This is a genomic window from Bacillus sp. B15-48 (assembly GCF_016879755.1).
Taxonomy (GTDB): Bacteria; Bacillota; Bacilli; order Bacillales; family Cytobacillaceae; genus Mesobacillus_B.
The window spans coordinates 38,340-54,874 of the sequence record NZ_WOFU01000007.1; the positions used below are offsets into that span (position 1 = coordinate 38,340).

The following is a 16,535-nucleotide window of genomic DNA, read 5'->3' on the forward strand; positions in this document are numbered from 1 at the left end:
AGTCATGCAAATTCTAATAATAGATATAGATCCATCGTCCTTTTCTTATTATGTGTATACGAACTTATTTCGTGCTTTTTAAATTTGTTTTTATGTAACCGATAAACTCTGTTGCTTTCTCTATTGGTGCTTTTGTGAATAGGCTAACACCAATGAACAGAACAGTCGAAAGGAGCAGGCCCCAAACACCTGAACCTAATCCAAAGGGCTTTAGCTGTAAAAACTCCATCAAAAGAACGAAGACTCCACCAACTGTAACACTTGTAATGACACCAGCCGCCGTTCCTCTTCCCCAAAAAAACGCACCGATTATAGCCGGTACCGTTACTGTTAAGCCCGCTGATGAGGCAACAGATAACACGGCAATCAGGTCAAGTTGTAACTCAGCAAATGCAAAAGCGAAAATCGCAATAATTGGCATAACTAACTTTCCAATTCCTAATTGACGTCTTTCATCCGCATCTTTACGTAAATTCCCATATACATCACGAGCAAACAAAGAAGCAAGTGTTAACATAATTGAATCAATTGTTGAAATCGCCGCCGCAATGATTGCCACCATCACAATTAACCCTAATAACGGCGGAACGAGATCTGAAGCTAATAAATTTGGTGTAGCAACATCTGGATTTTCCAATCCTGGAAACAGGATGATTGCTGAATATCCCCATAGAACAGAAACCATTGTATAAATAAAGCCAAAGACTAAAAACCCCATCAACATCGTTCTTAAGCTTTTTAGTGAGGATGGCATAAACAAACGTTGACTCACTTGAGGATTGGATAAGCTAAAGAAAAGCCAGGGAACAGTCATCGATATAAACGTGGCTAAACTCCAAAATCCATTCCCAGGTACGGTCAATGTTTCAGGATGATTCGCTTCCAGTGTCTCAAAGAAACCACTAAATCCACCTAATCCTTGAATAATCAACAAAACAACCGCTGTTGAAGCGATAATCATCATCAAAGCTTGTAGTGAATCGGTCCACATAACAGATCTAATCCCAGCAATAAAGGCAAAGACAATGGCAAGAATCGTCGCAATGATCATGCCAGTAGTAAAAGAAATTCCCCCTCCAGACATCCCTTCTACTAAATAACCGACGCCTGCTAATTGTACAGCGCTATACGGAATCAGGAAAATACAGGTTGCGATCGCAATCACTACGGCAACCAACTTATTTCCATATCGGTCTCCAAGCATTTCCGATGGAGTAACATAGCCGTATTTTTTTCCCACTAGCCAAAACCGCGGCCCAAAGAAAGCAACAAGGGTGACTCCCGCAAAATAGATCATTTCAAAACCAAGAGCACCTACTCCACCTCGGTAGGTTAGACCGGCTAATCCAACCATCATAAAAGCACTATAAGTTGTCGCACTATAGCTTAATGCCGACACAAAGCCATTCATTTTCCGATTTCCAAGAAAAAAACCTGACATGGTCGCTGATTTGCCACTTCGGGATAAATAAGCGATATAAAGAGCAACGATCGTATAGATGGCAAAACCTGACCAAATAAAACTATTACTCAAGGCTTAAGACCTCCAATCTTTCGTAATAAGGATGTTGACAAAGATAATCACGACTCCCAGTAAAACCCATAGCAAAAAGCTTCCGTACCATTTCGCGACATCAGTTAAGATTGTATACGGAATCAAATAAGCGAGTAAGATTAAGATTAAACTAACAATTGCCCAAGATAATTCACGCTTCGTCATTTAAACCCTCCTCTATTAAATTTTGTCCGCAAGTAAATCTTTTTTTAATATAGCGTAGTTTCTACATTTATTGCCACTTTCGTGCTGTTGAATTTATCATCCCCAACCACTTTGCTGTTTAAAAGCCGATTTTATTCGCGCAATAAGAATCAACCTGTTTGTGATCAACCCACTTTTTAATCCGAGTACTGGGTAAAAGCAAAACTAATTTTGTATGTTTTTACTAAAAAAGGTCATTTATAACCAATTGACAGAAGCGACAAGTAGGGTTTTTAGCGATAATGCTGGTAACGGGTTTTTTAATCCAAGTACTCGTATTAAAAACAGCAAATTTCGTTACTATATTGCTAGTACTCGTAATAAAACGCTGTAAAAAGAGGTGTTAATCCGAGTACTAGTAATAAAACGAGGTCTGAACACTGATATAATCCCTGTACTAGCATTAAAAAAAGGCCAAAAATCTCTTTAATCCAAGTACTAGCAATAAAACAGGCTCAGAAACTCGGTTAATCCAAGTACTAGCATTAAATATCAACCTATTTATGTTCAACCCACTTTTTAATCCGAGTACGGGGTAAAAGCAAAACTAATTTTGTATGTTTTTACTAAAAAGGGCATTTATAAACATTTGAGATTCGTAGGGTTTTAATATTTAATCAACACTAACTCAGCTAAAACGACAAATGTACTTTAAAACTTTAGGCTAGAACTAGATTAAAAGCCATTCCCCTTGACGAAGGCACCCTTTTTTTATATAATTCAAATTAGTTAATTTTAATAACAAAGAAGCACAAAATGGGGAGCACCACCGAAAGGGTGTTTACTTCGTTTTGTGCTTTTTTTGTGAAATTTTTTAAAGGAAGTGAAGAAATGAAAGTAAATGGAAAAATGATAGCATTAGAAAAAGAACAAACTTTATATGATTTTTTAACAAATCAAAATTTCGATTTAACGACAATTGCCGTCGAACGCAATGGGGAAATCGTTCCTAAAACAACCTTTAAAGATGTATGGCTCGAAGACAAAGATAAATTGGAAATTGTCAGGTTTGTAGGGGGAGGTTGAACAATGAAGTTAACAGTAAATGGGAAGGAAATGGAACTAACTTGTCAAACAGCTTTTGAAGTACGTAATCAAGTTGGCAATCCAACAGACATTGTCATTTTAAATGGCTTTCAAATTAGTCAAGATAGCCCAATTTCAGAGAATGATGTCTTATCGGTTATTCAAAAAGGGGTAATGCCAAAAGAAGAAGAACTTGAAAGTATGATGATGGCTAGACATACCCCTAATGTTCATAACAAACTTAAAAATGCGAAAGTCGCGATTGCTGGCTTAGGCGGCCTTGGCTCAAATATTGCAGTGATGCTCGCGAGAATTGGCGTCGGAGAACTGTTTCTAGTAGATTTCGATATAATTGAACCTAGTAATCTCAATCGGCAAAACTATTATGTTCGTCATCTAGGAATGCCGAAAACAATTGCGCTTAAGGAACAGATTGAAGAAATTAATCCGTTTATTACGGTCAAAACCGAAACAGTAAAAATTACGGAAGAAAATGTGAAAAGACTTTTTTCCGATTATGACATTCTTTGTGAGGCATTTGATAAGCCCGATCAAAAATCGATGCTCGTCAATACTGCTTTGGAACAATTACCGAATGTGAAAATCGTTGCAGCTTCAGGATTGGCCGGATATGAAAGTTCTAATTTAATCAAGACAACAAGACCAATGAGTCGATTATATTTATGTGGTGATTTAGAAAATAGCGCAAGAATTGGAAACGGATTAATGGCACCAAGAGTCCAAATTTGTGCAGGTCACCAGGCAAATATGGTTTTACGATTATTAGTTGGACAAGACGAAATATAAGGGGAGCTTCTAAAATGAGTGATAAGTTAATAATTGGTGGACATGAATTTAATTCTAGATTTATTTTAGGTTCAGGAAAATTTTCGCTGAATCTCATGCAAGCTGTCATTGAACATGGAGAGGTAGAAATTGTTACACTTGCACTAAGAAGAGCAAATGCTGATGGCGAAGAAAATATTTTAGACTATATTCCGAAGGATATTACTCTATTGCCGAACACTTCAGGCGCAAGAAATGCCGAAGAAGCGGTAAGAATTGCTAGGCTTTCAAGAGAGCTTGGCTGTGGAGATTTTGTAAAATTGGAAGTGATTTCTGATTCTAAATATTTGTTACCTGATAACTATGAAACAACTAAAGCAACCGAAATACTCGCCAAAGAAGGCTTTATTGTCATGCCTTATATGTATCCCGACTTATATGCAGCCAGATCATTAGTTGATGCAGGGGCTGCAGCTGTTATGCCTTTAGGGGCTCCAATCGGAAGCAATAAAGGTTTGTGCACGAAAGATTTTATCCAAATTTTAGTCGATGAAATCAACTTGCCGATTATCGTCGATGCTGGAATTGGTCGCCCGTCCCAAGCATGCGAAGCAATGGAAATGGGTGTCGATGCAATTATGTGTAATACTGCAATTGCCACAGCAACTGATGTTGCTTTAATGTCAAAAGCGTTTAAACATGCGATTGAAGCAGGTCGTGCCGCTTATCTTGCAGGCTTAGGACGTGTATTAGACTTTGAGGGAGAAGCATCTAGTCCATTAATAGGATTTCTGGAGGATTGATGATGAAGAGAAAAAGCGTCGATCACATGCAGTATTTAGATGGAATGGAAAAGATTGATTCTGACCTTATGGAAAAGGTCTTAACAGGTATGGAAAAATATAATTATGAAAAATATACAGGCCGGGACGTAGAAAATGCCTTAAATAAGGAAACACTTTCGATTGATGATTATGCAGCGATCCTATCTCCTGCTGCCTTGCCTTATTTAGAAAAGATGGCAAGAAAGGCAAAGGTTGAGACAAGAAAACACTTTGGAAACTCAATCAGCCTTTTCACGCCATTATATATCGCAAATTACTGCGAAAATCAATGTACGTATTGCGGATTTAGTGCGACAAATAAAATTCATCGCGCTACCCTTACGATGGAAGAAGCAGAAGATGAACTAAAAGCGATTGCCGCTACCGGTTTAAAAGAGATTCTCTTCCTTACAGGGGAATCTCGCCACAAATCAAGTGTAGAGTATATTGGCGAAACAATTAAATTAGCAACGAAGTATTTCTCAACGATTGGGATTGAAATCTATCCCTTAAACATAGATGAGTACGCCTATATCCAAAGCTGTGGGGCAGATTTTGTATCCGTCTACCAAGAAACATACAACACGGATACATATGAAAAAGTTCATTTATGGGGTTCGAAACGGATTTTCCCTTATCGTTTCCATGCGCAAGAACGGGCGTTATTAGGAGGGCTCCGCGGGGTAGCCTTTGGTGCATTGCTCGGTTTGGATGATTTCCGCAAAGATGCTTTTGCGGCTGGATTACATGCCTTTCTCATTCAGCAAAGGTATCCTCACGCAGAGGTATCCTTCTCTGTACCGCGGATGCGTCCATACATTAATAATGCTGAAAATAATCCAAAAGACGTCCATGAAACGCAGCTTCTTCAAGTAATGCTTGCGTATCGACTATTTATGCCTCACACCGGAATCACGATTTCAACTAGGGAAAGACAAGGATTTCGTGACAATGTAATTGGCTTAGTTGCAAACAAAATGTCAGCCGGAGTCAATGTCGGTGTCGGCGGCCATAACGAAGAGCAAAAAGGCGATGAACAATTTGAAATTTCCGATGAACGATCAGTAAGTGAAGTTCACGATATGATTTTAAGCAAAGGGTTGCAGCCTGTCTATTCAGATTACATTCGGGTTTAGGAGAAACGGCAATGCTTATTTGTATCACCAATCGAAAGTTATGTAAAGAAAACTTTTTAGATCGCATCGAGAAATTAGCGTCAGGAAAACCAGCTGCAATCATGTTGAGAGAAAAGGATTTAAGTTTAACAGATTATGAGACTTTAGCCATTCAAGTAAATGAAATTTGCAAGAAGAAGAACGTCCCGTTAATTATTAACCAAAACATTTCTGTTGCAGCAAAACTGAACATTCCAGCGATTCAGCTATCAATGACTAATTTAAGAGCCAATCAAAGGAATTTACAGCCGTTTGAATTTATCGGCGCTTCTGTTCATTCGCAAGAAGAGGCACTAGAGGCTCAACAATTAGGGGCGACCTACTTAATCGCAGGTCATATCTTTGCTACAAATAGTAAAAAAGGAGTCCCACCGCGAGGGCTCCCCTTTCTAAAAGAAATATGCGATTCTGTTTCAGTTCCTGTATTTGCAATTGGTGGCATAACGAAGGAAAGAAAAGAAATGATCGTGAAAGCAAGGGCATCAGGGGTCTGTATTATGTCTGAGGCAATGACAAGCCCCTCCCCTGAATTATTACCTATGTGGTGGGCCGATTTCAATTGAGATCCGCCCCCTTTTTTTCTACAATCATCACCATCTATCAACTTGCATCCAGTTTCTCTTCTACTTGCTTCAACTTCCATAATCGATAAATATGTGTTACGATCACTTTTCCAATCGCATAAGTTGGAATCGCAAGGACCATCCCTAAAATACCTGCAAATCGACCAGCAACAAGAACTAAAAACAAAACAGTGACGGGATGCATCGATAACTTCTTCCCCATCACTTGCGGCTGGATGAAAATACTTTCTATCTGTTGAACGATCACAACAATGGCAATTACGAGTAACGCCATTAACGGAGAGTGAAGCATGCCGACAATGACAGATGGAACGGCTCCAATCCAAGGACCTACATATGGAATCACATTGGTCACCATTGCGAAAAGAGCAAGAATTAACGCATAATCTAAACCGATGATGGTAAAAGCAGTATAACAAAGAATGCCGATGAACGAACAAACGATTAAAACACCTTGTATGTAGTTACTGATCATCGTATCCATATCACTTATGATTAAGCGAACTTCCTCTTGCTTCTCTTTTTTCGTAAAGCGAACGACTCTTTTCGGTAGTTTTTCCCCTTCTTTTAACAGATAAAAAAGAATAAACGGAACGACAAAAATGAGAATTAAAATATTAAAGACAGCACCTAAAAAACTAAGTGTATTCGTAGTAATCTCCCTGAAGAGGTTATTAATAATTGTACCGACTTGATTAATCTCATCTTCCCAACCAAATAAATCGGTTAAATCAAAACGTTGAACAAGTTCATACTGCTGAAGCTGAATAAGGAGTAATTGTATTTCTGAAATGATCATTGGAATACTATTAAGTAAACTATAAAATTGAGTTTGGAGCTCAGGAACAATGAGCGCGAGAAGACCAACAATGAGCGCAGTGAATCCAAAGTATAACAGTAAAATCGCAAGCGTTCTCGGAATCTTTTTACTCAAAAGACGGACAATTGGGCGAAAGATGTAAAAAAGAACGCCAGAGAGGATAATTGGCACAAATAAAGTTTGTACGAACACGAGCAGAGGGCTAAAAACCCAATCAATAAGCGTACCTAAATAAATAATGAGAAAAACAATAATAATTGCTAAACCAAATTTAATAAATTTATTATACATTTCATCCTCCTGCTTTTAAAAAACTTATAATCGCCCTCTATTAAGTTAACTATTAAATAGAATCATTATGTAAATGAATGTGATGTGATTAACAATGAATTTGCTAGAAAAATTATATACTTTCATTATTTTTTTAGCCGTTGTGATGGGGATCTTTATAGGAAAAATAGAATTCATACAATCAAATGCAGAACGTTTCATCGTTCCTTTATTAATGGCGATGTTATATATTATCTTCCTACAAATTCCTGTTGAAGATATTAAAAAAGCATTTAAAAACATCAAGTTCACCCGTACATCGGTGCTTATGAACTTCTTATGGACACCTATTCTAGCATGGTTTTTGACATTATTGTTTTTAAATAATCATCCTGCCTTAGCAATCGGATTTATTATGCTGATGGTCACACCATGTACGGATTGGTACTTAATCTTCACTGGAATTGCCAGAGGGAATGTGGCGTTATCGACCGCCATCTTGCCCTTAAATTTAATCTTGCAGCTAATTTTATTGCCCGTTTACCTTCTGATTTTTGGTGGAACAACATTAGTAGTCGAGTTCGAATTTCTAGTGGAGAGCATTCTAATTGTTTTATTCCTTCCATTTCTGTTAGCTCTTCTCACTAAAATTGGTTTAAGAAAGAAACAGCAAGTAAGAGAACATCTCATTGCTAAACTTAGTATGTTGCCAATTCTTTTCCTTAGTCTTGCGATTGTAGCGATGTTTGCTTCTCAAGGAAACTTATTGTTTGAACATATTGAAGTAATATGGCAAATCACGCTTCCTATCCTATTATTTTTTATAATAAATTTTATCGTCAGTCAAAAGATTGGACAGCTCCTAAAATTCTCTTATCCAGATCGAGCGAGTTTAAGCTTAACTACTTTAGCTCGAAATTCGCCAATCGCCTTGGCAATTGCCATGACTGCTTTTCCAGATCAGCCTTTAATTGCACTAACATTAGTCATCGGCCCACTGCTAGAATTGCCGATTCTTGCGATTGTTAGTCAACTTCTATTGTTTTTTTCAAAAAACAAAGGTAGATAAAAGAACACATTCGCTCGATGTGTTCTTTTATCCTCTTTTTATTAAGTACCGCAAAAAGTTTGATATGGTTGGGCTGATGGTTTAGGAGGTTTACAATAATCTTCCTGGTCATCCGTATACTCGTAAGGTCTTGAGAGGACCTTAAGGAGTTGACCCATTACCTCGAGGTCCCCTTGTTCAACTGCAGCTTCAAGTGCCTCTTCGACTCGGTGGTTGCGCGGGATAACGGACGGATTGTTCCCCTGCATAAGCTGATATGAAGCTTCTCTCGATTCAGGTTGCTGTCCAAGCCTCAATTGCCATCGATCATACCATTCTGTAAATTCCTTTTTCCCGTGTAAAGTTGTATCCTCCGGCTTTTCTAAAGTAAGGGCACGGAACGTATTCGTATAATCGGCCGAATGCTCCTCCATCATTCCTAATAGCTCTTTAATAAGCGTTTCATCCTCTTGATTTTCATGAAAGATTCCTAATTTTGCACGCATCCCGGCGGACCAATTCTGTTGAAATAACTTAGAAAACACTGACAGCTCGGCTTCAGCAATTTTAACAGCTTGATCTTGATCTACATGCAGTAACGGCAAAATTGTTTCCGCGAACCTTGATAAATTCCAAACTCCGATATACGGCTGATTCCCGTAAGCATAGCGGCCTTGCCTGTCGATTGAACTAAATACAGTCGCAGGATCATACGAATCCATGAAAGCACAAGGTCCGTAATCAATCGTTTCCCCACTAATCGTCATATTGTCAGTGTTCATTACGCCATGAATAAAGCCTACTAATTGCCATTTTGCAATCAAATTTGCCTGACGCTTAATGACCTCTTGAAGAAGCAAAAGATATCGATTTTCTTCTGCTACTATTTCTGGAAAATGCCGCTCTAATGTGTAATCAGCAAGCACTCGAAGTTCCTCAGCTGTTCCCCACTTAGCTACGTATTGGAATGTACCAACACGTATATGACTTGCAGCCACACGAGTTAAAATCGCACCTGGCAGCTCCGTTTCGCGATAAACAGGTTCACCTGTTGTCACAACAGCTAAACTACGAGTCGTCGGAATACGCAGTGCATGCATCGCTTCACTAATTATATATTCTCGCAACATCGGTCCAAGGGACGCACGACCATCCCCTCCGCGTGAGTACTGGGTTCTCCCTGCTCCCTTTAGCTGAATATCGACTCTTTCCCCTTGTGGAGTAATCTGTTCGCCAAGTAAAACCGCACGACCGTCCCCTAACATCGTGAAATGTCCAAATTGATGACCTGCATATGCCTGAGCAAGGGGAATTGCACCTTCGGGAATCTGATTACCAGCAAAAACGGCAACACCTTCTTCACTTTGTAACGATTCAACATGTAATCCTAAACTTGTGGCTAATGAAGAATTGAAAATAATAAGCTCCGGTTCAGATACTGCTGTTGGCTTTTGCTTCGTAAAAAAAGATTGTGGTAAATGAGCATAACTATTATCTAAATTCCATCCTATTTGTTCCATCCTCTTTGTCATCGCCTATCCTTTCTTGTTTCACTACTTTTAAATTTTTACACTTCAAAAAAACGCAGCCTATTTATATTTTATCAGTTAGCATTCCTTTTACCGTTATATTTGCCTATTAATCATTCACAATACATAGATTGTTCATTTCCTTAAGAGTGGGACGTTAACTTGCTGCACGCGTTTGTTTTCAATTCCCACACTTACTCCTTTCACCTATAGGCATCTGTAATCATAGACTAATTCAGATATCTTTAGAAGGAGGATTCTTAAATGGCACAATATTATCATCAAGAGTATAGACATAATTATGAGAATCAAGAGCAGATGGCCCCTACACAGCATATGAATTTTAATCAACCTTATATCTACACTGCATTTGAACCGTTTTTGTACCACACACTCCGCTCGATGTTGAATCAAAATGTGATTGTTGAAGCGATGAAAGGAACTATTCGTGGAGTATTGTCTGATGTTCATCCTGATCACATCGTACTCCATGTGAAAGGCAATCATTATTATATTCGGACACAGCACATCAATTGGGTGATGCCGACTCATGCCAAGACATCTCTTCCGCAACTATCAGGTATGGAGTAAATTGCCTAAAACATAACATGAAACAAACTTCCCTAAGCATAAGCTGAATAAGTACACTACGAACATGGAGGGGACAATCATGATTAGGCGTTTTGATCGCATTGCTATAGAGTTACCGAAACCTGATCATCCAGACCCAAATGCTGCAGCTGCTGTGCAAGAGCTGCTCGGTGGCCGCTTTGGTGAGATGTCAACATTAAATAATTATATGTTCCAGTCTTTTGGTTTTCGGGAAAAAAAGAAATTAAGGCCGTTTTATGATCTTATATGCAGCATTAGCGGCGAGGAATTCGGTCACGTAGAATTGGTCGCCCATACAATTAACCTCATGCTTGTCGATGCTACTTATCCAGAAGATCCTGACCAAACACCGATGCGAGATGGGAAGGATAAGCGTAACTCCTATCATTTTATTGACACTGATCAGACAGCCAAACCATTCGATTCAATGGGTGCTCCTTGGACAGGTGATTATGTGTTTAAAAGTGGCAATCTTGTCCAAGATTTGCTCCATAATTTCTTCCTGGAAATTGGGGCACGCACCCATAAAATGCGTGTTTATGAAATGACTGATCACCCCGTTGCCCGAGAAATGATTGGGTATTTACTTGTCCGTGGAGGCGTTCATATTAATGCGTATGCTAAAGCACTTGAAGTGTTAACCGGGGTAAACATGACGAAAATGGTCCCTGTACCTGATGTAAGCAATCGGAAATTTGATGCTGCGAGAAAATGGGAGGATGCTGGAGAACACCGAAGGCTCTATACATTTAGTGATCATGACTACAAGCAAATTGTCCACATCTGGAAAGGAACACATCCCGAAGACGGATCGCCTTTGGAAGTCATTCAAGGCTCGCCGAAAGGGGCACCTGTTCCAGAATTACCGGAAGTACCTGAAACCTTTGCACCAGGAATCTCGCATGAAGATTTTCTCGAGATATCAAAACGATTGCAGAAATTAGCAGGAATGTAACGATGAGAGGTTTTAATCTTTTTGGTTTATATACTTGTTCTAATAGATGAATAGAAACGAGCTGTCCGAATAATGGTTCGGACAGCTCGTTTCTTACTTTTTCGTTCTTTCTTCATTTATAATCGTCGAACAACAATTCATCTCTTTAAGATTTTTAAGAAGCTACACTTCGTTTCATTGATTTATGCCCGATATCTTTCGCTGTGCTAGCCGAGTGTTGATACGCACAGTAGATTAGGAAAATCGATACGAATAAATAAGCCATTGAAAACTGTGGAGCTGCGTTAAATGCTAATTTAGGTGCATGCATAAATCCAGTGAAAGACAAAGCAGCGCCTACGAGTGAAAAAATACTCGCCTTTACAAATTGTCGATCAATAATAAACACCGTAACGGCCCCTAAAATAATTCCCGTAAACATCGCCCCTTGTCCGAGTGGGACGATTCCTGTCGATATATTGGCAACCGTCTCACCAGCTGACGAATTAAAACGTGTCATCATATAGTTTGCAAAGTAAGGGAGCATCGCAATCACAATCGCGATGAAATATTTTGATTCATTCGCCTTGAAGGCTGTTCCGACCATTGAAGCCCCAGCATATACAAGAATTGGTGCAACAGCAGCAATCGGAATAAGAGCTGACAATGCAGCGATTACACCTGTCAATGCTGCAATTCCAAACACAATCGCATTTAAAATACTATATCCGCGGCCAGCACCCATTGTTTTCGAACCAACGGTCGCAGTATAAACGGTCGTAGGAAATAGCCCACCAAATATGGCCCCAAGCATTGTTCCAACCCCATCTACTGCCTGACACTCACGAACATCATAAGAATCACCGGCTGCAGCCATTGCATCAACATTATTCATCGTTTCAATTGCATTGTATATCGTAATCGGTAAAATAACGGCAAGCAACCCTACCAAAGCAGTAAATAATAAGCTCATTCCTTCAAAAACAGCGAAACTAGGAAGCATCGGATAAAACCCAACATTTGCAAGGCCTTCAGCTATTTTTTCTGGAGATTGATACCCTAATGTGAAGGCTAATATCGTTCCAATAACAATTGCAAATAACGAAGTGGGAATATTAAATGGCATTGCCATTTTCCCTACAACCCCAACAATAATAATAATAAATGTAACAAGACCGACAACAGGAATCGAGAACACATTAAATAACATCTCACCGGCAATAAATGTAAGTGCAACACCGGCAAGGGCTCCTAACATCGCAGGTCGAGGGATTCGATTACGAACCCAATTCCCCGAAAAGCTTACTAACGCTTCAATCAGTCCACTTAAAAATGCAGCGGCAACCGCCACTTTCCAAGCAAGCTCATAATTATTTGTTAACGCATAGGCTGGCGCAAGAACACCGAACAAAAACACAAACATAACAGGTGTGCTAATTCCATAAGTAAGCGCCGTGACATCGGTTCTGCCCTCTTTTTTTGCAAGACGGTTGGCCATATAGGCATAATATAAATTACCAACCATTACGGCTACAGCGGCACCAGGGATTACTTTTCCAAAGACGATACTCGCTGGAAATCCCATTCCAAGCATCGTGACCACGATAATGACAAAGTTCGCTAGATTGTTTTGAAATAAGGAAAAGAAAGCATCTGTATCTTCCTTTTTATACCAAGGGTAATGAACCACTTTATCCATAATGTCCAATCTCCTATCTGATGTTTATTTAAACTTCTTTTAAAAACGTCACTTTATGATCTTGTAAAGATTGAATACGTGCGAGTGATTCTACTCGATGTCCTTCTTCTTCAAGTTTTGCTCGTCCACCCTGGAAAGACTTTTCAATCACAATTCCAACCCCGGCAACGGTTGCTCCTGCTTGTTTCACAATATCTGTTAAACCAAGTGCTGCATGACCAGTAGCGAGGAAATCATCAATGATTAACACATGATCTTCAGGCGTTAAAAAGCTTTTAGAAACAGTGATGGTATTCGTTTCTTGTTTTGTAAACGAATAAACACTACTCGTATAAACATCATTCGTCATCGTAAGTGATTTCCTTTTCCGTGCAAACACAAGTGGGACGTTCAATTCATTCGCTGCCATAAAACTAGGAGCAATCCCAGACGATTCAATCGTTAAAATTCTTGTAATTTTACAATCTTGAAATCTTTTAACAAATTCTTTCCCGATATTTATCATTAAGTCTGTATCGATTTGGTGATTTAAAAATTGGTCTACCTTTAAAACACCATCCGCGATCACCGACCCTCTTTCTTTAATTGCAATCTGTAATTGTTCCATTTTCGTACCTCCTGCAACCTGATTTAAAAGGAAAACTGTTCATAAACAAAAAAAGCCGAATGTAAGAAATCACATTGACTAAAAGTGATTTCCACATTCGACTCCATTGAAAGAAGTACGAAAGTAGTACAAAAATAACAGCAAATAGATGCCTATTATTTTCTACTAAAGAGATCACTTGTAGTCAAGTCATTTACGGTAACTTGGTAGATACTTTTGGGCCATATCCCCATGATTATACAAGTAAGGTTATTTTTTCGTTCGGTTATGAATGTGATTATATATTAAAACGCAGATAAAAAAAAGCTTTTTCTTCAACAAAAACGAATGAAAATAATAGTAAACATTATTTAAGTTCGTTTTTTGGCATTTTAGCATTTTTAGAATATTTTATTAATTTCAACTAAAAAAAGCTGATTTACTTGAGAAGGAACCTTCTAAGTAAATCAGCGCTTGAAACAATAAAGCGAAACTTCCATCAGTGGGGGTTTTACTGCCAGTTAATCTGCGACAAACGATTCTTTAGACAAGCGCACCTTCTTTAATCACATCGTTGATGACGTATGAAGGAGCTTCGTTATTTAACATTTTAGCGATATTTCCTGCAGCGATTACTGCCATATCATCGCGCGCTTCAAAAGTAGCATTACCAATATGTGGGGTTAAAACGACATTTTTTAATTTTTTGAGCCCTTCGCCAATTTCCGGCTCGAATTCAAAAACATCAAGTGCGGCTCCTTCAATTGTTTGTTCCTCTAAAGCCTTTATAAGTGCAGCCTCTTCCACAATTGGTCCACGCGCACAGTTAATCAAATAGGCTGTTGGCTTCATCATCTCAAATTGTTTCGTGCTGAACATATGTTTCATGCTTGGATGATACGAGCAGTTAATTGTAATAAAATCTGACTTCGTCAGTAACTCATCAAATGAAACATAAGTTGCATTTAATGCTTCCTCTACCTCTGGACTAGCTTGAGTTGGTTTAGTATATAAAATTTCCATGTCAAACGCTGTTGCTCTTTTTGCAACTGCTTGTGCAATTTGTCCAAACCCAATAATACCAATTGTTTTCCCTGTTACTTCACGGCCACGGAAATAAAGTGGTGCCCAGCCGTTGAAACCGACTGTTCGACATACTTCATCCCCTTCAGCGACTCTTCTTGCAGCCGCTAATAACAGGGCAATTGTTAAGTCAGCCGTTGCTGCAGTGGATGCTATTGGGGTATTGGTAACTGGAATTCCTTTAGATCCAGCATATTCGAAATCAATATTATTAAAACCTGCCCCGTAGTTTGCAATAATTTTTAAATTTGGAGCTTGATTAATGATTTCTTTCGTAACCGGGGTTGAAAGTAAACTTAAAAGTGCATCTTTATCTTTGATGCGTTCCTTTAATTCCGCTTCGGAAATTAGTTTTTCACCTGCAAACACTTCCACGTCGTGCTCAACAGTTAACATGTCTAACCCTTTTTTTGGAATTTCCCCTGCTACTAAAATTTTTGCCATTTTTTTTATACACCTCTTAAATTAATTATTAATAGTTAGAATGATTTTCACCAATAGATTATATTGGAAAACCATTAACTATCTAGATTGCTAAAAATCAAAAATGCCACTGAAAATAAAATGGTCGATATCAAATTTATTTAAGTAGACATTCTTGTTTTTGCACAAAACAAATAAATTATGAGTAATTACTAATTATTATATTTAATCATAACATTTAATTCCCATTTAAGTCATTGGATAAAGTGGATAAATTAGTTGTTCCCTTTTAGTGAAATTTGCTAAAATTCTGCATACAATTATTATTTAGATATAAAAATATTGGTATTTTTATCGTTTTCGTAACATTTTACTCTTTCATTTCCGCCAAAAAGTAGAACAATTTGCCTTGTCCCAAATGTTAAAATCGATCATTTTCTCAAGTAGCGAATATTCAACCGGGCCGTTCCAAGGAATACGTATCAACTCCTTTGTATATTCATAGCCAGCCTTTACAATATCATCCTCTACATAAGTAATAGTTACACTTTCAGGGGCAACAGCTAAATGTTTTTTAGAAACACTAAACCCAATTATAAAAGTACCATGGTCCGTAAACATCGGTTGTTTCCATTTAATCTCTGTCTTTAAATTTGGATATTTATTTTTTATCCAAGTTAGCACTTCTTCCATTCTTTCTCGGTGTGAAGGATTATCCATCCCTACTAAAAACTCAGCAAACACTTCCATGTCGTTCCCTCCCAAAATACTTTGTACTAAATTTTCTTGCTTTCGTATTTCTCAATTTTAACATTATTAATTATTGTTTCCCTGTAAACATAGGTCTTAAAGGCGTGCAGAAAATTTTTGGAGAAAATAATCGAAGTCAGTCAACCTTTTACTTAAAATAAAAAAAGCTGATTTACTTATGAATTAGTAAATCAGCTTACTATGTAATTCAAAATCCTTTATTCATTCTTTTCCGGTAAAACGATATCCATTGGAAGCGGTCCGGCAACTCCAATACAAACAAAACGTTCATTTCCAGTGTTCCGCATTCCGTGTTGTTGCCCAGGATAAGAGATGATTAAATCTCCTTTCGTAATTTCCACCTCTTTACCATTTCCAGGATAGAAAGTCCCCGTTCCCTGAATACAAATCCACAAATCATCTGAAGTTGTATGAGAGTGTTTAAAAATTTCCTGCCCCGGTTCTAAACACCATACAGCACCTGCGGTATTTTCTGTTTCGTAGAAAACAATTTTTTTTCCTTGATTTGGATCGAATTGGATAAGTTCCTCAAGTTTAAAAAATCTTTTATCGATTTCCATCGTCGCGTTTGCCATTATCGATATCTCCTTTCGAATCATCATTGAC

At 38.3% G+C, this 16,535-nt stretch carries 17 protein-coding genes and 1 riboswitch; of the genes, 8 read left to right on the forward strand and 9 right to left on the reverse strand.

Features of this window, described 5'->3' with window-relative positions:
• Positions 1-64: 64 nt before the first annotated feature.
• Positions 65-1,534 (reverse strand): sodium:solute symporter family protein, encoded by a 1,470-nt coding sequence (locus GNT69_RS19360; RefSeq protein ID WP_203556644.1) that lies wholly within the window; start codon positions 1,532-1,534, stop codon positions 65-67.
• A gap of 3 nt (positions 1,535-1,537) precedes the next feature.
• On the reverse strand, positions 1,538-1,720 hold the full coding sequence (locus tag GNT69_RS19365) for a hypothetical protein (RefSeq protein WP_203556645.1): 183 nt from the start codon (positions 1,718-1,720) through the stop codon (positions 1,538-1,540).
• Between the two features lie 870 nt (positions 1,721-2,590).
• Between GNT69_RS19365 and thiS the strand changes: the two genes are divergently transcribed.
• Genes thiS through GNT69_RS19390 form a run of 5 tightly spaced genes read left to right on the forward strand, consistent with a single transcriptional unit; the run spans position 2,591 to position 6,133 of the window.
• Positions 2,591-2,785: a sulfur carrier protein ThiS gene (thiS, locus tag GNT69_RS19370; protein ID WP_203556646.1), complete on the forward strand. Its 195-nt coding sequence runs from the start codon at positions 2,591-2,593 to the stop codon at positions 2,783-2,785.
• 3 nt (positions 2,786-2,788) lie between these two features.
• Positions 2,789-3,592 carry a sulfur carrier protein ThiS adenylyltransferase ThiF gene (gene thiF / locus GNT69_RS19375; RefSeq protein WP_203556647.1) on the forward strand — a complete coding sequence of 268 codons (804 nt, stop codon included), beginning with the start codon at positions 2,789-2,791 and terminating at the stop codon, positions 3,590-3,592.
• 14 nt (positions 3,593-3,606) lie between these two features.
• Positions 3,607-4,374 carry a thiazole synthase gene (locus GNT69_RS19380; RefSeq protein ID WP_203556648.1) on the forward strand — a complete coding sequence of 256 codons (768 nt, stop codon included), beginning with the start codon at positions 3,607-3,609 and terminating at the stop codon, positions 4,372-4,374.
• Positions 4,374-5,531, forward strand: a complete 1,158-nt coding sequence (thiH, locus tag GNT69_RS19385) for a 2-iminoacetate synthase ThiH (RefSeq protein ID WP_239094350.1) — start codon at positions 4,374-4,376, stop codon at positions 5,529-5,531. Before GNT69_RS19380 ends, thiH begins: the two co-directional genes overlap by 1 nt.
• Positions 5,532-5,542: 11 nt before the next feature.
• A complete protein-coding gene (locus tag GNT69_RS19390; RefSeq protein ID WP_203556649.1) occupies positions 5,543-6,133 on the forward strand; it encodes a thiamine phosphate synthase in 591 nt (196 codons plus the stop codon).
• Positions 6,134-6,170: 37 nt separating this feature from the next.
• Here GNT69_RS19390 and GNT69_RS19395 read toward each other — a convergent pair whose 3' ends face one another.
• On the reverse strand, positions 6,171-7,265 hold the full coding sequence (locus GNT69_RS19395) for an AI-2E family transporter (RefSeq protein WP_203556650.1): 1,095 nt from the start codon (positions 7,263-7,265) through the stop codon (positions 6,171-6,173).
• Between the two features lie 94 nt (positions 7,266-7,359).
• Here GNT69_RS19395 and GNT69_RS19400 point away from each other — a divergent pair, with 94 nt between their 5' ends.
• Entirely contained in the window at positions 7,360-8,313 is a 954-nt protein-coding gene (locus GNT69_RS19400; RefSeq protein ID WP_203556651.1) for an arsenic resistance protein, read from the forward strand.
• A gap of 41 nt (positions 8,314-8,354) precedes the next feature.
• Here the strand turns inward: GNT69_RS19400 and GNT69_RS19405 are convergent, their stop codons facing one another.
• Positions 8,355-9,824, reverse strand: a complete 1,470-nt coding sequence (locus tag GNT69_RS19405) for a protein adenylyltransferase SelO (protein ID WP_203556652.1) — start codon at positions 9,822-9,824, stop codon at positions 8,355-8,357.
• A gap of 261 nt (positions 9,825-10,085) precedes the next feature.
• On the opposite strand from GNT69_RS19405, the gene GNT69_RS19410 reads away from it, so the two are divergent.
• Entirely contained in the window at positions 10,086-10,412 is a 327-nt protein-coding gene (locus tag GNT69_RS19410) for a DUF2642 domain-containing protein (RefSeq protein WP_203556653.1), read from the forward strand.
• 79 nt (positions 10,413-10,491) lie between these two features.
• Positions 10,492-11,388: a manganese catalase family protein gene (locus tag GNT69_RS19415; RefSeq protein ID WP_203556654.1), complete on the forward strand. Its 897-nt coding sequence runs from the start codon at positions 10,492-10,494 to the stop codon at positions 11,386-11,388.
• Positions 11,389-11,542: 154 nt separating this feature from the next.
• Here GNT69_RS19415 and GNT69_RS19420 read toward each other — a convergent pair whose 3' ends face one another.
• From GNT69_RS19420 to GNT69_RS19440, 5 genes are all read right to left on the reverse strand, one after another.
• On the reverse strand, positions 11,543-13,066 hold the full coding sequence (locus GNT69_RS19420; RefSeq protein ID WP_203556655.1) for an NCS2 family permease: 1,524 nt from the start codon (positions 13,064-13,066) through the stop codon (positions 11,543-11,545).
• Positions 13,067-13,094: 28 nt separating this feature from the next.
• Positions 13,095-13,673: a xanthine phosphoribosyltransferase gene (locus GNT69_RS19425; protein WP_203556656.1), complete on the reverse strand. Its 579-nt coding sequence runs from the start codon at positions 13,671-13,673 to the stop codon at positions 13,095-13,097.
• A gap of 161 nt (positions 13,674-13,834) precedes the next feature.
• A riboswitch (purine riboswitch) is annotated at positions 13,835-13,936 on the reverse strand.
• 259 nt (positions 13,937-14,195) lie between these two features.
• Positions 14,196-15,188, reverse strand: coding sequence for an NAD(P)-dependent oxidoreductase (locus tag GNT69_RS19430; protein WP_203556796.1), 993 nt, complete (start codon positions 15,186-15,188; stop codon positions 14,196-14,198).
• Positions 15,189-15,536: 348 nt separating this feature from the next.
• Positions 15,537-15,908: an iron chaperone gene (locus tag GNT69_RS19435; protein ID WP_203556657.1), complete on the reverse strand. Its 372-nt coding sequence runs from the start codon at positions 15,906-15,908 to the stop codon at positions 15,537-15,539.
• A 218-nt stretch (positions 15,909-16,126) separates the two neighbouring features.
• Entirely contained in the window at positions 16,127-16,504 is a 378-nt protein-coding gene (locus GNT69_RS19440) for a cupin domain-containing protein (protein ID WP_239094352.1), read from the reverse strand.
• Positions 16,505-16,535: the final 31 nt, after the last annotated feature.